23 protein-coding genes are annotated in these 20,750 nt (G+C 36.1%); 8 read left to right on the forward strand and 15 right to left on the reverse strand.

Going from position 1 to position 20,750, the window contains the following annotated elements:
- Positions 1 to 11: 11 nt before the first annotated feature.
- The 4 genes from AAIE21_RS08215 to AAIE21_RS08230 all read right to left on the reverse strand — a co-directional run bounded on the left by AAIE21_RS08215 (position 12) and on the right by AAIE21_RS08230 (position 4,243).
- Positions 12 to 1,769: a putative 2-aminoethylphosphonate ABC transporter permease subunit gene (locus AAIE21_RS08215; RefSeq protein WP_343266303.1), complete on the reverse strand. Its 1,758-nt coding sequence runs from the start codon at positions 1,767 to 1,769 to the stop codon at positions 12 to 14.
- Complete coding sequence (locus AAIE21_RS08220) at positions 1,770 to 2,771, reverse strand: putative 2-aminoethylphosphonate ABC transporter ATP-binding protein (protein WP_343266304.1); 1,002 nt, start codon at positions 2,769 to 2,771, stop codon at positions 1,770 to 1,772.
- A gap of 15 nt (positions 2,772 to 2,786) precedes the next feature.
- Positions 2,787 to 3,863 carry a putative 2-aminoethylphosphonate ABC transporter substrate-binding protein gene (locus AAIE21_RS08225; RefSeq protein ID WP_343266305.1) on the reverse strand — a complete coding sequence of 359 codons (1,077 nt, stop codon included), beginning with the start codon at positions 3,861 to 3,863 and terminating at the stop codon, positions 2,787 to 2,789.
- A gap of 227 nt (positions 3,864 to 4,090) precedes the next feature.
- Positions 4,091 to 4,243, reverse strand: a complete 153-nt coding sequence (locus AAIE21_RS08230) for a hypothetical protein (protein WP_343266306.1) — start codon at positions 4,241 to 4,243, stop codon at positions 4,091 to 4,093.
- Positions 4,244 to 4,416: 173 nt separating this feature from the next.
- Between AAIE21_RS08230 and AAIE21_RS08235 the strand changes: the two genes are divergently transcribed.
- Positions 4,417 to 4,752, forward strand: a complete 336-nt coding sequence (locus tag AAIE21_RS08235) for a DUF3905 domain-containing protein (RefSeq protein WP_343266307.1) — start codon at positions 4,417 to 4,419, stop codon at positions 4,750 to 4,752.
- Positions 4,753 to 4,788: 36 nt separating this feature from the next.
- On the opposite strand, the gene AAIE21_RS08240 is transcribed toward AAIE21_RS08235, so the two are convergent.
- From AAIE21_RS08240 to phaR, 5 genes are all read right to left on the reverse strand, one after another.
- Entirely contained in the window at positions 4,789 to 6,138 is a 1,350-nt protein-coding gene (locus tag AAIE21_RS08240) for a TrkH family potassium uptake protein (protein WP_343266308.1), read from the reverse strand.
- Positions 6,139 to 6,161: 23 nt separating this feature from the next.
- Positions 6,162 to 7,355, reverse strand: coding sequence for an NAD(P)/FAD-dependent oxidoreductase (locus tag AAIE21_RS08245; protein ID WP_343266309.1), 1,194 nt, complete (start codon positions 7,353 to 7,355; stop codon positions 6,162 to 6,164).
- Positions 7,356 to 7,522: 167 nt separating this feature from the next.
- Positions 7,523 to 8,608, reverse strand: a complete 1,086-nt coding sequence (gene phaC, locus AAIE21_RS08250) for a class III poly(R)-hydroxyalkanoic acid synthase subunit PhaC (protein ID WP_343266310.1) — start codon at positions 8,606 to 8,608, stop codon at positions 7,523 to 7,525.
- 83 nt (positions 8,609 to 8,691) lie between these two features.
- Positions 8,692 to 9,435, reverse strand: a complete 744-nt coding sequence (locus tag AAIE21_RS08255; RefSeq protein WP_343266311.1) for an acetoacetyl-CoA reductase — start codon at positions 9,433 to 9,435, stop codon at positions 8,692 to 8,694.
- Positions 9,436 to 9,592: 157 nt separating this feature from the next.
- Positions 9,593 to 10,075: a polyhydroxyalkanoic acid synthase subunit PhaR gene (phaR, locus tag AAIE21_RS08260; RefSeq protein ID WP_343266312.1), complete on the reverse strand. Its 483-nt coding sequence runs from the start codon at positions 10,073 to 10,075 to the stop codon at positions 9,593 to 9,595.
- A gap of 198 nt (positions 10,076 to 10,273) precedes the next feature.
- Here phaR and phaQ point away from each other — a divergent pair, with 198 nt between their 5' ends.
- The 7 genes from phaQ to AAIE21_RS08295 all read left to right on the forward strand — a co-directional run bounded on the left by phaQ (position 10,274) and on the right by AAIE21_RS08295 (position 15,822).
- Complete coding sequence (phaQ, locus tag AAIE21_RS08265) at positions 10,274 to 10,726, forward strand: poly-beta-hydroxybutyrate-responsive repressor (protein WP_174099453.1); 453 nt, start codon at positions 10,274 to 10,276, stop codon at positions 10,724 to 10,726.
- A 42-nt stretch (positions 10,727 to 10,768) separates the two neighbouring features.
- Entirely contained in the window at positions 10,769 to 11,293 is a 525-nt protein-coding gene (gene phaP, locus AAIE21_RS08270) for a polyhydroxyalkanoic acid inclusion protein PhaP (RefSeq protein WP_343266313.1), read from the forward strand.
- Between the two features lie 101 nt (positions 11,294 to 11,394).
- The gene (locus tag AAIE21_RS08275; RefSeq protein WP_343266314.1) at positions 11,395 to 11,838 is read left to right on the forward strand and encodes a MaoC family dehydratase; all 444 of its coding nucleotides are present in this window, start codon (positions 11,395 to 11,397) and stop codon (positions 11,836 to 11,838) included.
- Between the two features lie 172 nt (positions 11,839 to 12,010).
- The gene (locus AAIE21_RS08280) at positions 12,011 to 12,196 is read left to right on the forward strand and encodes an alpha/beta-type small acid-soluble spore protein (RefSeq protein ID WP_000241213.1); all 186 of its coding nucleotides are present in this window, start codon (positions 12,011 to 12,013) and stop codon (positions 12,194 to 12,196) included.
- Positions 12,197 to 12,314: 118 nt separating this feature from the next.
- Positions 12,315 to 13,634, forward strand: a complete 1,320-nt coding sequence (locus AAIE21_RS08285) for a TrkH family potassium uptake protein (RefSeq protein WP_343266315.1) — start codon at positions 12,315 to 12,317, stop codon at positions 13,632 to 13,634.
- Positions 13,635 to 13,930: 296 nt separating this feature from the next.
- Positions 13,931 to 14,728 (forward strand): TerC family protein, encoded by a 798-nt coding sequence (locus tag AAIE21_RS08290; protein WP_343266316.1) that lies wholly within the window; start codon positions 13,931 to 13,933, stop codon positions 14,726 to 14,728.
- Positions 14,729 to 14,970: 242 nt separating this feature from the next.
- Positions 14,971 to 15,822, forward strand: a complete 852-nt coding sequence (locus AAIE21_RS08295; protein ID WP_343266317.1) for a formate/nitrite transporter family protein — start codon at positions 14,971 to 14,973, stop codon at positions 15,820 to 15,822.
- 32 nt (positions 15,823 to 15,854) lie between these two features.
- Here AAIE21_RS08295 and AAIE21_RS08300 read toward each other — a convergent pair whose 3' ends face one another.
- The 6 genes from AAIE21_RS08300 to AAIE21_RS08325 all read right to left on the reverse strand — a co-directional run bounded on the left by AAIE21_RS08300 (position 15,855) and on the right by AAIE21_RS08325 (position 20,741).
- Positions 15,855 to 16,166 (reverse strand): cyclic-phosphate processing receiver domain-containing protein, encoded by a 312-nt coding sequence (locus AAIE21_RS08300; protein ID WP_343266318.1) that lies wholly within the window; start codon positions 16,164 to 16,166, stop codon positions 15,855 to 15,857.
- 15 nt (positions 16,167 to 16,181) lie between these two features.
- Positions 16,182 to 16,904, reverse strand: coding sequence for a prepilin peptidase (locus AAIE21_RS08305; protein WP_343266319.1), 723 nt, complete (start codon positions 16,902 to 16,904; stop codon positions 16,182 to 16,184).
- 112 nt (positions 16,905 to 17,016) lie between these two features.
- A complete protein-coding gene (locus tag AAIE21_RS08310; RefSeq protein ID WP_343266320.1) occupies positions 17,017 to 17,727 on the reverse strand; it encodes a LutC/YkgG family protein in 711 nt (236 codons plus the stop codon).
- Positions 17,727 to 19,148 carry a LutB/LldF family L-lactate oxidation iron-sulfur protein gene (locus tag AAIE21_RS08315; protein ID WP_343266321.1) on the reverse strand — a complete coding sequence of 474 codons (1,422 nt, stop codon included), beginning with the start codon at positions 19,146 to 19,148 and terminating at the stop codon, positions 17,727 to 17,729. The genes AAIE21_RS08310 and AAIE21_RS08315 overlap by 1 nt, the downstream gene beginning before the upstream one ends.
- Positions 19,149 to 19,164: 16 nt before the next feature.
- Positions 19,165 to 19,884 carry a (Fe-S)-binding protein gene (locus AAIE21_RS08320; RefSeq protein ID WP_343266322.1) on the reverse strand — a complete coding sequence of 240 codons (720 nt, stop codon included), beginning with the start codon at positions 19,882 to 19,884 and terminating at the stop codon, positions 19,165 to 19,167.
- 167 nt (positions 19,885 to 20,051) lie between these two features.
- Positions 20,052 to 20,741: a FadR/GntR family transcriptional regulator gene (locus AAIE21_RS08325; RefSeq protein ID WP_343266481.1), complete on the reverse strand. Its 690-nt coding sequence runs from the start codon at positions 20,739 to 20,741 to the stop codon at positions 20,052 to 20,054.
- Between the last annotated feature and the right edge of the window lie 9 nt (positions 20,742 to 20,750).

Consider the following 20,750-nt stretch of genomic DNA (forward strand, 5'->3'; position numbering starts at 1 on the left):
CATCACCCTTCTTATCTTTTTTGCCATAATGATGTTCGATTCCGAATCGCTTTTGTTCCCCATTCATATAGAACTCTAACTACAATATTCGTTACAACAATAAGCACACTCATTGCTGCTGCAGGTGCAACGTTGCCGGCATCATCCATATTCACAATTGAAACAGCTGCCAATTTAAAATCAGCTGCATATAAGAAAACGACCGCCGATACGGTTACCATTGAATTTACAAAGTAGTACATCACCATTTCTAAAATTGCTGGCAAGCACATCGGTACCGTTACCCGAAAAAATGTTTTATAAAATGGGATTCCCATTGATTGTGAAACAAGCTCAAACTCTCGATCTAGTTTCTTTAGCGCAGTTGTTGCTGTAACAAATGTTACAGAATAAAAGTGAATAATATTCACAAGTACAAGAACCGCGATTGTACCATACAAAGCATGGAATGGATTGGTTACTTCCCATCCAAAAAATTGAATCGTAGGTTGACTAAAGAAAAAGACATATCCTAGTCCCAACACTAATCCTGGAATAGCAAGTGGAACGATAGAGAAAAAGTACCCTACTTTTCTAAAAAATTCTAGTTGTTGAATCTTTTCAATTGCATATGCAAAAGCAAATGTTAGAATTGCTCCAATAACCGCTGTGATCACTGAAACAATGACACTATTTTTAAACGCTTCAATTCCGTCTCCTGTTAAACTTGAGAAGTTGAAGTGTTCGAATGTAAATGTCATATTATATGGCCATACTTTTACACTTGCTGCAACACCAACTGCAACAAATAAAAGGATGATCATGAATGTAATGATAGTGCAATACACAAATGAAATCGTATCTCTTTTTTTATTAGTCGAAATTCGATATGGCACTGCTTTTGAAGATAAAAAATTCGCTTGTTTCCTTTGGGTAATCCGGTCCACTGCAAATGCGAATATAGCTGGAATTAACAAAATCATTCCGACCGTCGCACCCATTGGCATATTTTGTTGTCCAATTACTTGCTTATATACATCTGTTGCAAGCACATTATATTGACCACCTACGATTTTTGGCGCCCCAAAATCAGTAAAACTAAGTGTAAATACGACAAACATTGCGCTAATTAGTCCATATTTCACACTCGGTAATGTAACGGTGAAAAATTGTTTTACTTTTCCCGCCCCTAGCATGTTCGACGCCTCATATAGACGATAATCTGAACCTTGAAAAGCAATTAACAAAATAAGAAATGCTTGTGGAAACGTATAGATAACTTCAGCAATTGTAATTCCAACAGGTCCGTATAATGGAATGTGCAGTCCTTCAAATAAACCAAATAATCCTTTTGTCACTAAACCTTGGTTACCAAATAAATATGTAAGCGCAATCCCATGCATCATCGTTGGCGCAAATAACGGCAATAGGGCGATGTACTGGAACAGACGCTTACCAAAAACATTCGTACGCGCAATTGCATATGCATAAGCAAATGCTAATGTAACTGAAATAATCGTCGTAAGCCCTGAAACCCATACAGTATTTTGCAACGATTGAACAAGAGTTGGTGTTGTAAAATATTTGCTAAAGTTTGCAACCCCAACGAAAGCACCGTCTTTATCATAGAAAGCTTGTGTAAACAGTTGTAGTAATGGCAATACAAGCATGACAAGAAATGCAAGAAGCATACTGACAACTAACACCCTTTGTATCCACTCTTCTTTCCCAATACTTCTCTTGACCGTTTTTCTAGAAGCTTCTGTTTTATAGTTTTCTAACATTTCCATCTATACAATGACCTTCTTTCCATATGACAGCATATGATTTTCTGAAAATGAAATTTGAAGTGGTTTTCCTTTTCGAATAGAATTTCGCTCTACCACCGATGCTAATATATCCACAACAATTCGCTCATTATAAAGATGTGTCTTCTCTTCTACTACACGCACTTCCGTTCGATATACAGATCCACGAAACTCCATATTTTCTACAACTGTTTTAATCCCATCATTGGGAACAATCACAACATGTTCTGGACGAATTGCTTGTTTCCTGTCATTATCCGAAAAGAAATTAATAGAACCAATAAAATCTGCAACAAACGGATTCGCTGGCTTTTGATAAATCTCCTCTGGTGTTCCAATCTGCATAATCTCCGCATGATTCATAACAACAATTTTATCAGCCATCGTTAATGCCTCTTCTTGATCATGCGTCACCATAATTGTTGTAACTCCTACTTTTTCTTGTAACTCACGCATTTCTCTACGTAATTTCTCGCGCACCTTTGCATCGAGTGCAGAAAGTGGCTCATCGAGCAATAGAATATCCGGAGATAGCGCGAGCGCACGTGCAAGTGCTACTCGCTGCTGTTGTCCCCCAGACATTTGAGCAGGATATTTATTTTTCACATTCAACAAATCAACAAGCTCTAATACTTCTATCGCTTTCTCTTTTACTTCCGCTTTTGAGTATCGCTTCGTTTTCAATCCATATTCAATATTTTCAAGTGCTGTTAAATTTGGAAATAATGCATACGATTGAAACACCATTCCTAAATTGCGCTTTCCAGGTGGCACTGCTGTAATATCTTTTCCATTAACAGCTATACTCCCTGCTGTCGGCTCTTCTAAACCGGCCAAAATACGAAGTAACGTCGTTTTACCACAGCCACTTGGACCAAGTAAACAAACAAACTCATTCTTTTGTACTGTAAAAGAAATATCTTTTAACGCTGTAAACGCATCAAACTGTTTTTGAATATGTTGAATTGATAAATATTCGCTCATTTTTCTCTCTCCCACTTACTTTTTCGGTTCTGCTTTTTGACCAAACTCTTTTTCCCAACGTTCTAAAATTTTATCGCGGTTTTCAGCTGCCCATTTGAAATCATTATTTTTATATAACTTTTCTGTTACATCTTTCGGGAAACCATCTGGCAGTTTATAATCATTTTTAATCGTTGCAAATCCATTTTTCTCAAAATATAATTTCATAACATCATCTGTAATTGCCCAATCTAGAAATGCTTTAGCAAGCTTATCGTTTTTCGCATTATCTTTCTTAATTAATGCATTAGCTTCTACTTCCCAGCCCAATCCTTCTTTTGGCAAGACAACTTCAATTGGTGCACCTTTTTGTTTCTCTTTTAAACCGCTATAAATCATAGATACACCAACTGGATATTCTCCAGCACCTGCTAATTTTGCTGGTTTTGAGCCAGAGTGCGTATAAGTTGCCATATTATCATGAATTTTCTTCATGTAATCCCAACCTTTATCTTCACCCATAATTTGTAGCCATGCCGATACTGTTAAAAATCCTGTTCCAGAGGAAGCTGGATGTGGCATAACAAGTGTTCCTTTATATTCTGGTTTTGTTAAATCTTCATATGATGTTGGCATCGGTAAGTTTTTCTTTTTCAATTCCTCTTTATTAACAGCAATCCCTGTCATAAACGCCGTGTTACCAACCCATTTCTCCGGCTGTTTATCATCTTTAAATTGCGGAAGTACGCGATCTGCACCTTTTGGAGAATAGTCTTTCAGCATGTCTTTCTTTTCTAGAGCTAAAAGACTAGAAGCTGCTGTTCCCCATACAACATCTGCTTGTGTATTTTTTCCTTCCGCTAACAATTTCGCTGTAATAACTCCTGTTGAATCACGAACGATATTTAATTTCACATCTGGATATTTCTTTTTAAAGGAATCAAGATAAATAGGTACAAGTTCTTCTTCAATTGCTGTGTAAACTGTTAATGATCCAGATAACTTGTCATCTTTCGCTTCCGCTCCAGCAGTTTCTTCTTTCTTAGCACCACACCCCATTAATAAAGAAAATACTACTCCGGTTGCTACAGCTTTAAAGAATGTTTTTTTCACTGTTTCTCTCTCCTTTTATTTTTCTTATGTACAACTCCAATATAAACGCCAAGTGTAAAAGCAGTATTAAACCAACATTAATCTTTTGTTTGTTGTTTGTTTTTGTGTAATACGTTGCTACTTCAATGTTTTTTCATGTTTTTCTCCAACAAAAAAACGTGAAATTTACAAATAATTAAAAAAAGATTAAAAATCCCACAAAAAAATGAGGCGTTTGTAAAAACGCCTCATTTTTGCTTACCCTTTTTCGCATTACGATTTGCATATTTCGCTGGATTTTCATTTTCATACTCTACCGCAAATTCCGCATCCGGCAGACTTTCTTTTGGTGTTTTATTATGATTCATTGCCGCATGTTGCTTTACTTTTCGTTTTACCATTTACAATCCCTTCCCTCACTGTAACGACATATCACTTTCTATATTAGTTTGAGAAAATATCCGAAAATTATTAATGGGAAGTGTTAACAAGTACAAAGCAACGTGTATATGGAAACACTATACATGAACAAGGAATTTACATTTCCTACTATAATAAAGAAGGAACGATTACTTTGAAAAAAAAACAACAAATTCAGTCACCCATTTTAGATGAGACGCTTCCGCACCAAATGAATTTTCCTTCCTTTAAAGGAACAGGAACACCAATGCAAGAGCCGTTTATTAATCAATACAATGTTGTAATTGGAGATAGTAAATACAATTCTAAAAATAGCCCACTTAACAATTGGAGTGATGAAGTTGATCCGGCCATCATGGCTGGGAAAGAATGGATTCACCCAACAAATGATATCGGATGGATTTCAGAAGAAAATCAAAAATTGTTACAGAACAAAGCAGATAGAGCGGAAGATTCATTTATGCACCCTCAATTTGGCATTAACGATTAAAAACCATTCTACCTTCATGGGTAGAATGGTTTCATATTATCCAATAATAATACGCTCTTTCGGGTATTTATAGCGTGGTGGTTGCTCTCTTCCGCCACTTGCTAGAATAAATGTTAAAATTCCCACACGACCAATAAACATAAGTACAATTAATACAAGTTTTCCCACAGTTGTTAACTCTGAAGTGATACCTGTTGATAATCCCGTCGTTCCAAATGCAGAACATACTTCCACAATTAGACTCATAAATGGTGCATTTTCAGTCATGGATAAAATAAATAACGCCGAAGCACATAATAAAATCCCCATTGTCATAACAACCGATGCTTTTAAAATATCCTCCTCATGCAATTGACGTTTAAAAACGCGTACTGTTCTTCCGCCTTTTGCAAATGAATATAAAGAAAGAATATTCACAGCAAACGTTGTCGTACGTATCCCTCCCCCAACTGAACTTGGAGAAGCTCCGATAAACATTAAAACACTCATAAATAAAAGCGTCGGCTGTGACAATTCCCTTATATCCATTGTTGCTAATCCGCCACTTCTCGTTGTAACGGATTGAAATAGTGTATAAAACACTGTTTCATGCCACGATTTCCCTACTAAAAATTGATTTCGCTCCAATAAAAAAATAACGATTGTACCAACAATAACAAGCGAGAAAAATGTTGTTGTTGTTAGCTTTGTAAATAATGAAAAACGAAACAATTGATGTTTTTTCTTGCTTAAATATTGTTTTACTTCCATTAGCACTGGAAATCCAATTGCTCCTAAAATAATCAGCAGCATATGAATAATTTGTACAATATAGTCATTTTTATATGGAATTAGGGACTGTCCTGTTAAATCAAATCCACCATTCGTTGTTGCACTAACAGCAGCAAAAAAACCGTGAAAATACGCTTCTTGCCAAGTTGGGAAATAGAGTAAAAACCTTGTTCCTAAGAGGAGTGCCCCAACCACTTCTATCGAAATAATCAAAATTAAAATAGACCGCATGAGCTCAACAAGCCCTGATAAATTTCCTTGATTATGGTCTGCCATAATTAATCTTCTTCGCTGCAAACCTATTTTCTTGCCTGTGATCATCCAAACAAATGTACCAAGTGCCATAATTCCTAAACCGCCTAATTGTAATATAAGCGCTAAAATAATAATGCCTGCCGTACTAAACGTATCTGGAATAGTAACCACTGAGAGCCCTGTAACACTTACAGCGCTAACAGATGTAAATAACGCATCTATAAAAGTCCACTTTACACCTGGTTTAATGACAAATGGTAAGCTTAATAAAATCACCGAAACAATTACTGCTATAAAATAAAAGAAAACAATAAGCTGTACCGGACGTAGTTTTTGTAAAAATTTCTTTATATCTCTCATTCCATCACTTCGCTACCTTTTTTCTATCGATTAAACAAAGAAAAATCACTATTTTCTTTGTTTGCAAATAACTGCTGAAATAGTTTTGCAAATACCATTCCATATACAGTTCCATTTCCCCCATACGGTAATGCATAGTACAAATTAGAGATTTTCCTATCTTCTTTACATATAGGAAGACCATCATGACTTCCGCCAAATGAAGCAGCCCAATAATATTCAGCTCTCACATTTGAAAGATTTGGAAACATCTCTTGTATAATTTTAGTAAGTACATCTCGTTTATGCAATAACTTTGTATCACCAATTTTCTGAAGTTGCATTCCTTCATCCAAACCACCTACAATAATTCGATTCTTATACGTACGAAAATACAAATATGGCCGAGCAGTTTCCCAAATTAATGATTGTTCGTGCCACCCATTAAAATGCTCTTGTTCATTTGTAACAATCGCATAAGAGGTTTCTATCGTTGTATTTGCTTCTTTTTTTCCAAATACCTTTTCATATCCTGTAGCCATAATCACTGCCTTCGCTACAATTTTCTGACCTGTTTTTGTATAAGAAATCAAATCTTTTTGAACAGACTTAATATGCATAACCTCTGTATGTTCGAAAATAGAAGCCCCTAGTTGGTTTGCTTTATGTATAAGACCATGGGCTAATATATACGGGTTCACTTCTGCATCTCCCCCTGTATATAATGCCGCCGGTTTTGTAAATGAATATCGTTGCTTAATATCAGGTTCTGTAAAATACTCAACAGGAAATCTATAGCGTTGTAATGTGCGGTACTCTTCTTGTAAGAGTGAAATATCTTCATTCTGACTTGCATAATACAAGCTACTTTTTGGAATAAAACAAGGATCCATATCAAGCTTTGGAACAACTTGTTTCAAAATTTCCAGCGCCTCATAACAAAGTTGATACGTGCGCACTCCTTTTTCTTCACCAAATGTATGAATCATAGAGGTTAATGATTTATCATGAGCAACTTGGAGTATTCCTGTATTTGCAAGCGTGCTTCCATTTGCAATTTTCCGCTTATCAATTAGTGTAACTTTCATTCCTAACAACGTTAAAAAATATGCAATATGAGCACCTGTTTCACCGCTCCCTACAATCAACACATCACATATCATATCATTTTCTAATAGCGGATAACAAGGCATACAAGCTTCTTCATTCCAGTATAACTTTCCTAATGTTAATTTCATAACTATACTCCTAAAATTTAATTTCCTCCCTTTTATTTTTTGTTATTTCACATAAAATAATCCAGCTAGTCTATGCTAGCTGGATTTTCTATTTCATTCATATGAACAAACAAAATACTTGTTCAAGTTATCATAATAGCTAATCACTAATGAATCACTGTTTCACTTCAATTAGAGCGTTCCTCAAGCCAATTCCCAACTGTAGGATACGTTTGTTTTACAGCCGTTCCTCCGTATACAACTGACATATGTCCTGTCGGTAAGCACACATACTGTTTATCTGTACTAGAAATATGATCTAAGAGCGCCTCTACTTGACATGGCAATGCAATATGATCACGTTTTGCAGAAATATTTAAGACATTTGCTTTAATGTTTTCAAGTTTTACTTTTTGGCCTCGAATTACGAGCTCACCTTTAACCAATTTATTATTTTGATAAAAATCGCGAATCCATTGTCGATATGATTCACCTGGGAATGGAATACCATCTCCAACCCATTTTTGAATTAGTTTCCAGCTTTCAACAAAACGCTCATTTTCTGAACGGTCAAGTAAAGCAACATACGGACCAACAAAGTTTGTAATCGGTTTTAACATTTTGTTTCCAAAATCAATCATTTCTGGTGGGATATTTCCGAATGTGTCTACCGCTTTATCTAAGTTAAAATACTTTTCATCTAATAATGGACCATATAATCCTGTTTCAGAGAAATCAAATGGACTTGTCATAAAAATTAAATTACGAATCGGCATATGTGGGTGAAGTGCTGCATAAATGGATGTTAGCGTTCCTCCCATGCAGTAACCAAGTAAAGAAATCTCGTCCGATTTTGCAGTTCGCATTACCTTTTTAACTGCTTTTGCAATATAATCGAACACGAAATCATCAAATTTCAAATGACTGTCTTCTAACCCGAATGTACCCCAATCAAGCATATATACATCAAAACCACGGTCCACTAAATATTCCACCAAACTATTGCCAGGTGTTAAGTCCATAATATATGGCTTATTAATTAACGCATAGATTAATAAAATTGGAACCGAATTTGTTTTTTCCTGCTTTGGAACGTAACGATACAGCTTCGTTTTATTTTTAGTCCAAATGACCTCTTTTGGAGTTAAACCAACTTGTGGTTCTGGTTCACGCAGTAAAACCTCACTCGCTCTTTTAAAACGACGATATGCTTTTCGATATTCTTCTGGGTATAGTTCCAATTGCTTTTCCCATTCTGTTACGAATGTAGTCATTTTCCTATCTCCTTTTTGATTGATTTCCTTCTTCAAGAAAGAAGTGCACTCCTGCTATGGATATGCACTTTCTCCTTCCTTCATTACATATATAATCCGCCGTTAATATTTAACTGTTGACCAGTGATATACGCTCCATCACGGCATAGGTATACAACACCTTTTGCAATTTCATCAGCTTGTCCAAAGCGTTTCTTCGGAATTTTAGAAACGATTTTTTGGCGAACATCTTCTGGTACTTCTGCTACCATTTCTGTATCAATGAACCCTGGGCAAATTGCATTCACCGTTACATTTGTTTTCGCAAGTTCTAGCGCTAATGATTTTGTAAACCCTAACATACCAGCTTTTGCTGCTGAATAGTTTGTTTGTCCAAAGCCACCAGCTTGTCCAATAATAGAAGAAATGCTAATGATTCTTCCCTCTTCCGCTTCTGTTATGTAAGGAAGTGCCGCGCTCGATGTATTAAATACGCTACTTAAATTGACATCAATTACACGATCCCAGTCTTCACGATTTAACTTTTTGAATGTACGATCTCTTGTAATTCCAGCATTATTTACAAGAATATCTACCTTGCCAAAATGATTCACCGCTTCATCTACGAGACGCTTTGCATCTTCTAGTTTAGAAACATCTGCTTGTACTGCATATACATCATGACCTTCTACACCTAATTCATTCACTAGATTTTCAGCTGCTTCTTTACTGCTGTTATAGTTAATAACAACCTTTGCGCCCTCTTTTGCTAATGCTACTGTAATTGCTTTACCAATCCCTTTTGCTCCACCTGTTACGATTGCTACTTTACCATTTAATTGAGTCATTTCTTTTCCCCCTTTAATGAATTTGTGAACGATAATGAATGAATCGAATTAGCACTTATATAAAAAGCACCATATATAATATTTTTTCGCCGTTATACTGTCCCAAAAAAGGATTCTCCCTCCCCTTTTTGAAACATGTAAGCAGGGCGGTTCATAACTATTTTTTATTTTCTGGTTTCACAGGTGCTTTCGCCGCTTCTTTCACGGGTTCCTGTAATTTTGCTAATACTTCATTTTGTTTTTCCAGTAATTCTAAAATCTTGTCAACTTTATTTTCTAAAGTTCGAATATCTTGTTTCACTTTTGTTACATCACGCTTTAGCGTAGGAGATTGTCCTAGAGATTCTGCTTTTTCTTCCAAAAATTCTTCAATGTTATCAACTTTATTTTCTAAATTGATAACAAGCGTAGCTACTCTTGCAATATCTTCTCGAGTTGGTATATTCACTTTTTCTAAATAGCCCTTCGTTGTATCATTCAACGTCTTCTGATAAAACAAGTTCAAATCTAGAACGCTTCCCATCCAAGCAGAATACTCTTCTGTTTTGATTGTTTCATTGAGCGCTTTTCCCCAAAATGTTTCAGTCTGTTCATAAGCTTCTTTCCATGCTTGTAGTGGATCGAATTTTTGATCAATCACTTCTCCTACACTCCTTTATTCGTTTTTGAAACAATTCAACCTATTCACCATTTTCCAATATTCTGAATAAAACTTCAAGTCTGTATTTTATTTTTTTATATATTCTAACAAATGTATTGACATTGAAAACAGATAGGTGTAAATTGCACTTATAAGCAAAAAATTCCATCTAACTGATTCATGAGGTGATGTACAATCATGCTACATAATGAACCAGGCCAACAAGAAAGTTTGGAAAAAAACCAAGCGAAACAACCAAACTCCATGCCAAAAAACTTCTTAGTTCCCTTCTTACTTCTATGTCTAAAAGACTGGAGTCTTCACGGTTACAAACTGATTCAAATGCTAATGGATATCGGCTTTTCTTCGGTTGATCAAGGTAATGTTTATAGAACATTACGCAAGTTAGAAAAAGAAAACCTTATTTCTTCTACTTGGGATACAAGTGAAGGCGGGCCAGCAAAGCGAATTTATTCTTTAACAGAATATGGAGAGCAATATTTAGCAACATGCGCGACCTCTTTTGAACATTATCAAAATATGTTGCGGACGTTTTTCACGTTATACACCAACGCATTCTTTCCATTTTCTACTTCTCCAGAAAAGGATGAGAAAAACTCTTCATCTTCACCTGGTGGTACAGCAGAATAATCTGCGTTCACAATATGCAAAAAAACATTTGGAGGTCAAACCATGGAAACTAAACCATACGAACTTGTCGATGCATTTTGGAAAAATTGGTCACATTCTCTTTCCCTTTTCTCTTCAGCAGGGAAACAATTGGAACAACTTACTTTAGAAACATTAAAACAACAACAGGATGCTTTGCATAAATTAACAACAGGAGTAGATGAGCTCGAAAAAGAACTACAACAATTCACTACTCAATTTAATAGTCAATATACAGAATACGTGAAGCAATTCACAGGTAACTCCTTAAACGAACAAATTAACGAATGGCAAGAAAAATGGAGTGAACTTTCTAATCATATTCATCAACTGACTGTGTCCCCATCAAAAACATCTTTGTCAATTCTTACTCAAACGAGCGGTCAGTTTGAAGAAACAACAAAACAATTCATTCAACAACAACAACTTCAACGTGACGAGGTTCAAAAACAATTAGAGGGTTTTTTGGAAGAATTCAAATCTACACAATTGGAACTCGTACAAAAGTTCGAGGAAAACTCAAAAAATCTATTTACTTCCATCAAGTAAGGAAAATGTGGCAGCTTACCGCAGAACAAACTAAACTCTTTCTTCCTCCCATTACATCAAGATGGCTTACATTTTTCGATATGGAAAAGAAGGAGGACAAAATGAATCCATTTCAAGAAGCACAATCTGTTCAAGAGCTTCATTATGATGAGATTCAAGTTGGCGATCAAGCATCCTTAACGACAACGATTACGAATGAAGACATTATCACTTTTGCAAAACTGACTGGGGATGTAAATCCAATTCATATTCTAGACTCTTTTGCAAAAACAACTATGTTTAAAGAAAGAATTGCACACGGTATGCTTGTTTCAGGATTTATTTCTACCGTTCTTGGAACAAAATTACCCGGAAAAAACACAATTTATTTATCACAAAATGTATCATTTCGGGCACCTGTAAAAATTGGTGACACCTTGCGCGTAGTCGCAGAAGTGATCAAAAAACGTGATGATAAAAAAATTATTACGTTGCAAACAAATGTATATAATCAATTCAATGCCATAGTTGTCGAAGGAACAGCAACTATACTGAAAAAAGAGTAGCACATTTGCTACTCTTTTTTCGTATCCAATAACTTCTAATCTCACCGATTACTTCCGTGTATGGCCAGACATATAACACATACACTAACGATACCAGTTTATACAGTGAGCACTCCCTTCACTGCTCATTACAAACAAATAAACTGGAATATAAATTAGGATGTGTTATCACATGGTAAAAACAAATAAATTACTTGTTCCTGGTGCTGAGCAAGCATTGGAACAATTTAAATATGAAATTGCTCAAGAATTCGGTGTAAGCTTAGGTTCTAATACAGCATCTCGTTCTAACGGATCTGTCGGTGGCGAAGTAACAAAACGTCTCGTTTCCTTAGCACAACAACAATTACGTGGATAACCCTATAAAAAATGGATTTAGGAGGCAGACACATTCTGCCTCCTTTCTTTTTCACAACATACATTGTAATCCTTCTTCACATACTACAAAGAGCAAACCGAAAGGACGGATGTATGCTATGAAAAGGATTAACATCAGAATGAGCCCACCTCATGTACTTACATTATCTTTTATTGCACTATCCATTATCGGAACATGCCTATTAAAACTACCTATCTCCACTACAACTTCTATTTCTTGGCTAGATGCTCTATTTACAACTGTTTCTGCATGTACAGTTACAGGACTCGGCGTTGTTGACACCGGGAAAGTATTCACCTTATTTGGACAACTTGTCATTTTAACACTCATACAAGTTGGCGGTCTTGGGATTATGAGCTTTGCCATATTAATTGCGATTATGCTCGGAAAAAAAATCGGTCTTCAAAATCGAATTTTACTACAACAAGCGTTAAACCAAACAAATATCGGCGGAGTGATCCGTCTCGCAAAATCATTATTTCTATTTTCTTTTACTATTGAATGTTTTGCTACCCTTCTTCTTGCTTTTGAATGGATTCCAAAATACGGTTTTTCCAATGGACTATATTACAGTTTTTTTCACGCTATTTCAGCATTTAACAACGCCGGATTTTCCATTTGGACTGATAATTTAATGTCACAATCTCATAGTATACTCGTCAACGTAGTCATTTCTTCTCTCATTATTTTAGGTGGAATTGGTTTCACCGTCATAGTGGATATAAAAAGAAAACGAAACTTTAAGAACCTTACGTTACACTCTAAACTTATGCTCTCGTCTACCCTTATTATAAACATAGCTGCTACAATTTTAATTTTTATATTTGAATTCCATAATCCACTTTCCATGAAAGGATTTACACCGTTTGAAGAAGGACTAGCAGCCTATTTCCAAGCTGTTTCCACACGTACAGCTGGATTTAATACTGTAGACATGGCACAACTAACAAAACCATCGCTTTTACTCATGATGTTACTTATGTTCATTGGAGCTGGTAGTGCTTCAACAGGCGGAGGCATTAAATTAACAACCTTTTTAATTATGTTATTAGGAGTACTTAAATTTTTGCAAGAACAAGATGATATTGTCATCTTTAAAAAATCAATCAAAGATGGTTTGATCGTAAAATCACTTGCCATTGTAGTCATTTCAATCTCATTTATTTTCTTCGCTATATTAATTTTAAGTATCACCGAACAAGCTCCCCTCTTAATGAGTGCCTTTGAAGTATTCTCAGCATTTGGGACTGTTGGTCTGAGTATGGGACTTACCCCTAAACTTACAATAATCGGGAAGCTAACTATTATATTTATGATGTTTTTTGGAAAAATGGGCCCTTTAACATTAGCGTTTGCTTTTGCACGTAAAAAACAAAAAAAGATAAAATATCCGAACGAAGACATTTTAACAGGTTGACAAACATTTACATCAGCCATATAATGAGAATATAATAGCATATTTCCAAAGGGGAGTAGCGTCCGAGAATTTATTCTTGGAAACAAAGTCGTCATTACGTAGAACCTAGTTCTTCCGGCTTTGTTGGCATTTTCATTACATATGTCTAGCAAGACCTTTGCCTATCAACGGCAGAGGTCTTTTTTGCATTCATTTCCAGTTCCTTCCACCGTTGATAGACTGGAGTATGGGGAAGCTAAACAGTGGGGAAACTCTTCACTTGTTTTAGGATTTATATACATGAGAGGAGAATGTACATGGATGTATCATTATTATTGGAGTATGGTTGGGTATTATTAATTTTAGTTGCACTAGAAGGAATTTTAGCGGCTGATAATGCACTAGTTCTTGCAATCATGGTAAAACATTTACCAGAAGAAAAACGAAAAAAAGCATTGTTTTACGGATTAGCAGGGGCTTTCGTCTTCCGCTTTGGATCATTATTTATGATTTCTTTCTTAGTCGACGTATGGCAAGTGCAGGCAATAGGTGCGATTTACTTAATGTTTATCGCTGGTAACCATTTATTCAAAACATACGTTAAAAAGAATTCAAATGAGGAAGATGAAGAGAAAGAAACAAAGAAAAAACAAGAAAACTTTTGGTGGACGGTATTTAAAGTTGAAGTTGCTGACATAGCGTTTGCTGTTGATTCTATTTTAGCAGCTGTTGCCTTAGCAATGACTTTACCAAAAACAGGCCTTGGTACAATTGGTAGCCTTGATACAGGACAATTCCTTGTTATTTTTGCAGGCGGTATGATTGGATTGATTATTATGCGATTTGCTGCTACTGCGTTCGTACAAATATTAAAACGTAAACCAGGATTAGAAACTGCTGCTTTCTTAATTGTTGGTTGGGTTGGTGTTAAATTAGCTGTTTACACATTAGCTCACCCTGCTTTAGGTGTTATTCCACACAGTTTCCCAGAGTCTACTCCATGGAAATTAATATTCTGGACTGTATTAATTGGAATTGCAGTTGGCGGTTGGTTCTTCTCAAAAGATACAAGTGTCAAAACTACACAAAAGAATTTGGATGAAAAAGCGCTGTAACAACAGCGCTTTTTTATTTATCACACATTAACTAATCCATTAGGTTTCACTTTACTACATAAGCCTTCCCTTCTGCTTTTACAAACATATGATATTATACTACATTTTGTTAACGCTTTCATTTTGAAGGTATGTCCTTTTTGTGAAATATTGCACAAACTTATTGAAACGAGAAGTAAATACGTGTACCTTATTCATATAAGGAGTATTTACAAACAATGTATTAAAGGAGCGTATTACTTATGCTAGAACAAGGATTAGCTTACGTTGTACAGCTTGCACAGAAGAAGAAACAAATGTTGGATACAAACCCAATGCAATACTTCATTCGTGCTGCACTAGCTGGCATCTATATTGGCTTTATTATTGTATTATGCTTTAAACTTGGTAACTTTTTCCATATAGCAGATTCACCCGGAACATATTTAGCAGCTTCTATGTTTTTCGGAATTGCACTTATCTTAATTATATATGGCGGAGCTGAATTATTTACAGGAAATACAATGTATTTTACAGTCGCAACTCTGCGAAAAGAAACTACAATTGGCGATACACTTCGTAACTGGGTTGCTTGTTATGCAGGTAACTTAGCAGGTGCAGTATTTTTCGCATTACTGTTTTATGCAACTGGTATTTTTGAAGCAATTGATCATGAACATTTAATGAATACAGTCGTTGAAGGAAAAATGGGAACACCTACAATGCAATTATTTTTCAAAGCAATTTTATGTAACTGGCTTGTATGCCTTGCATGTTTCCTTCCCTCTCAAGTAAAAGGAGATACAGCAAAAATACTTATGATGATGTTTCTTGTCTTTACTTTCTTCTTATCTGGTTATGAACATAGCATTGCAAACTTATCACTATTTGCATTATCTCTAGTATCACCGCACCCTGATACAATTTCTTTCGCTGGTGCTATCCATAATTTAATTCCGGTTACAATCGGTAACATTATTGGCGGATCCGTATTCGTTGGTATGGTATATCATTATTTAACTAAAAAAAATCCAGAGCCTAAAGTGGCAGAAGATAAATTAGAAGCGATTCAACAAGAAGAAATTATACCTTTGCAAGCACATATGAAGCATTAAGAAAAAGTTCCTAGGATTTCCTTGGAACTTTTTTAACTTCCCGTACATTTCACTTGTATATTTCGGGAAATATTCCCTGCTTCCTTTCCCTTATTTATCCGTGCTAACATGTACTGCATACCAATTGAATCATTTGTATGCAGGTGAATTTCCTGCACGCAAAGACCTTCCGTACAAAAAATTTCTAAAAAATCCAAACCACTTTTCTGACGCCATCCCATATTATAATCAAGAGATAGGATACTCACATCATGGTCTCTAACAATTTTGACAGCATCTTCTACCGTTGTTACTAAAACATAACCGAATGGACAAGGTCTTTGATCATCCATATACACGTTCATCCTCTATCCCTCCTTTTACTCCAAATATACTATAACCAAATAACAGACTGTTCCAAGTGCAATAAACGGTCCGAATGGTAAAGCTTGTTTTCGATTCATCCGTCTTAATAAAATAACAATTCCGAAAAAACAAAGACTCAAGCTAGAAGCAAAACAAAGCGCAATAAAAATTGCTTTCGCCCCTATTATAAACCCGAGCAGTGAAAGTAATTTTACATCGCCCCCGCCAAGTCCATTCGGAAATATGATTTGAACGAGATATAATACAATAAATATCGTTCCTCCACCTATCAAGCTCTCCCACCAAGGCACAAGTGAAATAAAAATACGTTCTATTACAAATAAACAAGAAAAATAGAATAAAATTATATCCGGAATCACCATATAGAATAAATCTGTCATTGTAATAATAATGAGTAAAGAAAGTAAGGTCCATATAAGAATTAATTCTTTCTCCATTCCAATCTCATACGCAAAAAAAAGAAATGCTGTCCCTGTTATCACCTCAAACAATGTGTAAATAAAGGGGATTTTCATTTTACAATAACTGCAGTGACCTCTTTGCAAACAAAACGAAATAATTGGAACAAGTTCTTTTGGCCTTAGTGTATGGCGACAATGATGACAATAAGAACGTGGAACAATAATAGATTGTCCACTAGGAATACGCACTGCTACAACCGTATAAAAAGAGCCCAGTACCGTTCCTATTAAAAAAGCATATAAATAAAATGTCATACCACCCTCTCCTTTCCCAAAAAATATAGCAAAAAGAGCGTGGTACTTCCATTTCGCATTATCTTTGTTCTAGTAAAAAAGCAGGCCATTTCCTAGCCTGCTTTTCTCCATTTTACACTACAAAATAATACGCTTTTAATGGTCCATGTACACCTACGACAAGATTCATTTCGATATCAGCTGAGTTACTTGGGCCCGTAATGAAATTAATACAAGATGCTACTGCTTCTCCATTCTCTACACGCATATTCATATCATGAACCGCTTGTGTAATACGTGGTACGATTGTTTCACGTGGAATGATTGCAAAATAAATCGTAGGCAAGAAGTGTAAAGAACGGCCTTGTCCTTTATGACTTTGTACGACAATTGTACCTGACTCTGCTAATGTGTAATCACTAAAGGCAATACCGATATTTGCTCTTTCAGCTAAGCGAATATTCGCTTCTTTTTTCTCGGGATTCCAAGTGTTTACTTCAACATTTTGGCTCGGAAGCTCTTTAGAAAATAACGAGTTCAAACCGTACGCATCAAAACGTTCGTCCTCCGATAATAAAATAGGTCCACCACCGTTTTCAGTAATTACTTTTTGAATTACCGCACTCAGTTCATTTTTTGTCGTTTCAATTACAGTCGTATGAATGTTCGTACACTGTTTTCTGAATACTTCTAGCAATTCTTCCTCTGAATAACCTTTCAACGTTTCTACGTTTACATTATTTTTCCACGCCGGACGCTGTACGCCTTCTGTTTTACGTGCACGCCCAAGTTCTTTCGCAATGTTCTCTAAAAAGGAATCACGATTTTGGATTGTCCCTGTCATCAGTCGTTCCCGCCTTTCTTATGATCTTTATACCAATCACGGAATCTTTCTTTACTTGGAGCTGGGAACTCACGAATATCCGTCCAATTTTTCAACGGACCTACACCCTTCGTTACACGATTACCAGATGTAAATGGACTCATAGCAGCCGGTGCCATTTTAGATCCCATTTTATATAAAGATGCAGAAGACGCACCCATACTAAACATCTTCATTGCTAGTTTTTCTGCAAGCGGTGCTCGCCCTTCTTTCTCAACAATGACTTGGCGATGTTTTAATAACAAGTCATGCAATGGAATTTTTACCGGGCAAGCTTCTGTACACGCCCCGCATAAACTAGAAGCATACGGAAGCTCTTTATAATCGTCATAGCCACCTAAAAGTGGTGTTAACACCGCTCCAATTGGACCAGAATAGATGGATCCATAAGAATGACCACCAACATGCCGATATACAGGACATACGTTTACACAAGCTGCACAGCGAATACATTGCAACACTTGACGGAATTCAGAACCTAAAATTGTAGAACGCCCATTATCAACAACAACTAAATGAAATTCTTCTGGCCCATCTACTTCTTTTTCCTGAATTGGTCCTGCTACCGTTACATAACTTGTTAATTTTTGCCCAACCGCACTGCGGCACAGTAAACCAACAAGAACATCTAGTTCTTCCATAGTTGGAACCATACGTTCCATTCCCATTACTGCAATTTGTGTTTTTGGAATAGACATAACAAGGTCAGCATTCCCCTCGTTTGTTACTAAACAAAGAGAACCCGTATTTGCAACTGCGAAGTTACATCCCGTTACCCCAATTTCAGCACCCATAAATTTTTCACGAAGTTGTTTACGAACAAACTTTGTCATTTCATATGGATCATCAGAATTTTCATACCCAAGCTTTTCTTTAAATACATCACGAATTTGCGTTCTGTTTTTATGAAGTGCTGGCGCAATGATATGAGACGGTGGATCGTTATCCACTTGCAGGATGTACTCACCTAGGTCACTCTCTAGCACCTCACAACCAATTTCTTCAAGCGCATGGTTCATACTAATTTCTTCTGTTACCATCGACTTTGATTTCACAACTTTTTTAGCTTGCTTCTTTTTCGCTACTTCTTGAATGTACTGTGCTGCTTCTTCTTTCGTTTTTGCAAAGAAAACATGTCCGCCTCTTTTAGAAACATTTTCACTCAGTTGCATTAGATAGTAGTCTAGGTTTTCTAACGTATGCTGGCGAATTTGTTCACCAAGATCACGCCAATCTTCCCAGTTTCCTAATTCATCGGCTGCTTTTAATCGATTTGTATATAAACGTGTTTGTGCAGAAGATACTGCACCGCGCATAAATGAATCTTGAATTCCATCGCCAACGCGATCATTAAATTTTTTCTCACTGATTTTCATAGACATAGCTTATGTTCCCCCTTCATGAGCGACTATTCAATACCTCAGCAATATGCATTACTTTTACTTCTTTACCTAGGCGCTCAATACGTCCGCCAATGTTTAACAAACACCCACAGTCAGCACCAATTAAATAATCAGCACCTGTTTCCATCACACTATCTACTTTCTCATCTACCATTTGCTCAGAGATTGGTGTCATTTTTACTGAAAACGTTCCCCCAAAACCACAACAATTTTGTACGTTTGGTAATTCTTTTACAGTTAGCCCTTTTACATTTGATAGTAAAATCCCTGGTGCTTCTTTGACTCCTAGCAAACGTGTCATATGACAAGATTTGTGAACAGTCGCTGTTCCTTCTAAGTTAGCTCCAACATCTGTAACTTTTAACACATCTACAATAAATTGTGTTAATTCATATGTTTTATCTGCCACTTTTTGTGCGCGAGATGCCCATTTTGGATCATCTTTAAAAACATGTGGATACTCATGAAACATTGTCGCACAAGAACCAGATGGCGTAACGATGTATTCTGCATTCTCGAAAGTTTCAATCATATGCTTCATCACTTCTTTTGCTGCTTCTACATGGCCGCTATTATAAGCTGGTTGACCACAACAAACTTGAGCTTCTGGAAATTCAATTTCACAACCTAAACGCTCCAACAATTCAACCGTTGCTTTACCGACATTTGTTTCAAACATATCGACTAAGCAAGTAACAAACAAAGTAACTTTCATAATTATAATTCCCCCTCATTACAACTTCGTCAACACTCATATGGTCATCAGATGACTGAAGGGAGAAAAAGTAGGCTCAACCATGGCCTAACCTTCCCCCTTCTAAAGAAAACGCTTACTTAATCTTTCTCTATTTTATCAGAAAAATGGAATTTCAAAAGATTAAATCACGAATTTGTATCTCTTTTACCTGTGACAATATGCTCTACATTTGTTAAATGATTTAGCATTGCTTGCTGTGCAGATTCTACATCTTGCTCCAATACCGCATCATAAATAGCTTGATGCTCTTCTAAAAGTCGTTCTGCTGTTATTTGTTCACCATATAAAATAATGCGCCTTGATTCCCCAATCGTTTCAGCAATCATTTCCGAAACATGATTCATGAGTTCAAGTAAGATGTTATTATGTGAAGATTCTGCAATCCCCATATGAAAATGAAAATCCGCTTTTTCACCAGCTTTTTCATTTCCAATGCTTTTTGCCATTTCATCTAACCAACGCTTCATATTTTGTAAATTATCTTCTGTACGCTTCGCTGCAGCTGCTCGAACTGCCCCCACTTCAAGCACCTTTCGCACTTCCAATAAATCCAAAATATCTTCCTTCTTCATTAACAACGTATGATTTAACGACTTTGTTAATGCTGAAGAATCGAAGTTTTTCACATATGTCCCTTCCCCTTGTTTCATTTCAATTAAGCCCATTGCTCGCAAAGCACTCAGCGCTTCACGAACTGCAGATCTGCCAACTTGAAACTGCTCAGCTAATTGATGAACAGGAAGAAGTTTGTCACCAGGTTTTAACGTACCATTTTTAATCATTGTTAAAATGGCTTCAGATACCTCTTCGTAAATTTTTTTCGG

Source organism: Paenibacillus sp. 102 (assembly GCF_039549175.1).
In the GTDB taxonomy this organism is placed as follows: Bacteria; Bacillota; Bacilli; order Bacillales; family Bacillaceae_G; genus Bacillus_A.

Excerpts from the sequence above, each read along its gene's own strand:
- phaC (WP_343266310.1), bottom strand. The coding sequence starts at position 8,608 with ATGACTACATTCGTAACAGAATGGGAAAAGCAATTGGAACTATACCCA.
- AAIE21_RS08310 (WP_343266320.1), bottom strand. The coding sequence starts at position 17,727 with ATGACAGGGACAATCCAAAATCGTGATTCCTTTTTAGAGAACATTGCG.
- AAIE21_RS08300 (WP_343266318.1), bottom strand. The coding sequence starts at position 16,166 with ATGAACGTGTATATGGATGATCAAAGACCTTGTCCATTCGGTTATGTT.
- AAIE21_RS08275 (WP_343266314.1), top strand. The coding sequence starts at position 11,395 with ATGAATCCATTTCAAGAAGCACAATCTGTTCAAGAGCTTCATTATGAT.
- AAIE21_RS08255 (WP_343266311.1), bottom strand. The coding sequence starts at position 9,435 with ATGACTCAATTAAATGGTAAAGTAGCAATCGTAACAGGTGGAGCAAAA.
- AAIE21_RS08240 (WP_343266308.1), bottom strand. The coding sequence starts at position 6,138 with ATGAGAGATATAAAGAAATTTTTACAAAAACTACGTCCGGTACAGCTT.
- AAIE21_RS08315 (WP_343266321.1), bottom strand. The coding sequence starts at position 19,148 with ATGTCTATGAAAATCAGTGAGAAAAAATTTAATGATCGCGTTGGCGAT.
- phaQ (WP_174099453.1), top strand. The coding sequence starts at position 10,274 with ATGCTACATAATGAACCAGGCCAACAAGAAAGTTTGGAAAAAAACCAA.
- AAIE21_RS08285 (WP_343266315.1), top strand. The coding sequence starts at position 12,315 with ATGAAAAGGATTAACATCAGAATGAGCCCACCTCATGTACTTACATTA.
- AAIE21_RS08215 (WP_343266303.1), bottom strand. The coding sequence starts at position 1,769 with ATGGAAATGTTAGAAAACTATAAAACAGAAGCTTCTAGAAAAACGGTC.
- AAIE21_RS08320 (WP_343266322.1), bottom strand. The coding sequence starts at position 19,884 with ATGAAAGTTACTTTGTTTGTTACTTGCTTAGTCGATATGTTTGAAACA.
- AAIE21_RS08220 (WP_343266304.1), bottom strand. The coding sequence starts at position 2,771 with ATGAGCGAATATTTATCAATTCAACATATTCAAAAACAGTTTGATGCG.
- AAIE21_RS08230 (WP_343266306.1), bottom strand. The coding sequence starts at position 4,243 with ATGGTAAAACGAAAAGTAAAGCAACATGCGGCAATGAATCATAATAAA.
- phaP (WP_343266313.1), top strand. The coding sequence starts at position 10,769 with ATGGAAACTAAACCATACGAACTTGTCGATGCATTTTGGAAAAATTGG.
- AAIE21_RS08290 (WP_343266316.1), top strand. The coding sequence starts at position 13,931 with ATGGATGTATCATTATTATTGGAGTATGGTTGGGTATTATTAATTTTA.
- AAIE21_RS08280 (WP_000241213.1), top strand. The coding sequence starts at position 12,011 with ATGGTAAAAACAAATAAATTACTTGTTCCTGGTGCTGAGCAAGCATTG.
- AAIE21_RS08295 (WP_343266317.1), top strand. The coding sequence starts at position 14,971 with ATGCTAGAACAAGGATTAGCTTACGTTGTACAGCTTGCACAGAAGAAG.
- AAIE21_RS08305 (WP_343266319.1), bottom strand. The coding sequence starts at position 16,904 with ATGACATTTTATTTATATGCTTTTTTAATAGGAACGGTACTGGGCTCT.
- AAIE21_RS08245 (WP_343266309.1), bottom strand. The coding sequence starts at position 7,355 with ATGAAATTAACATTAGGAAAGTTATACTGGAATGAAGAAGCTTGTATG.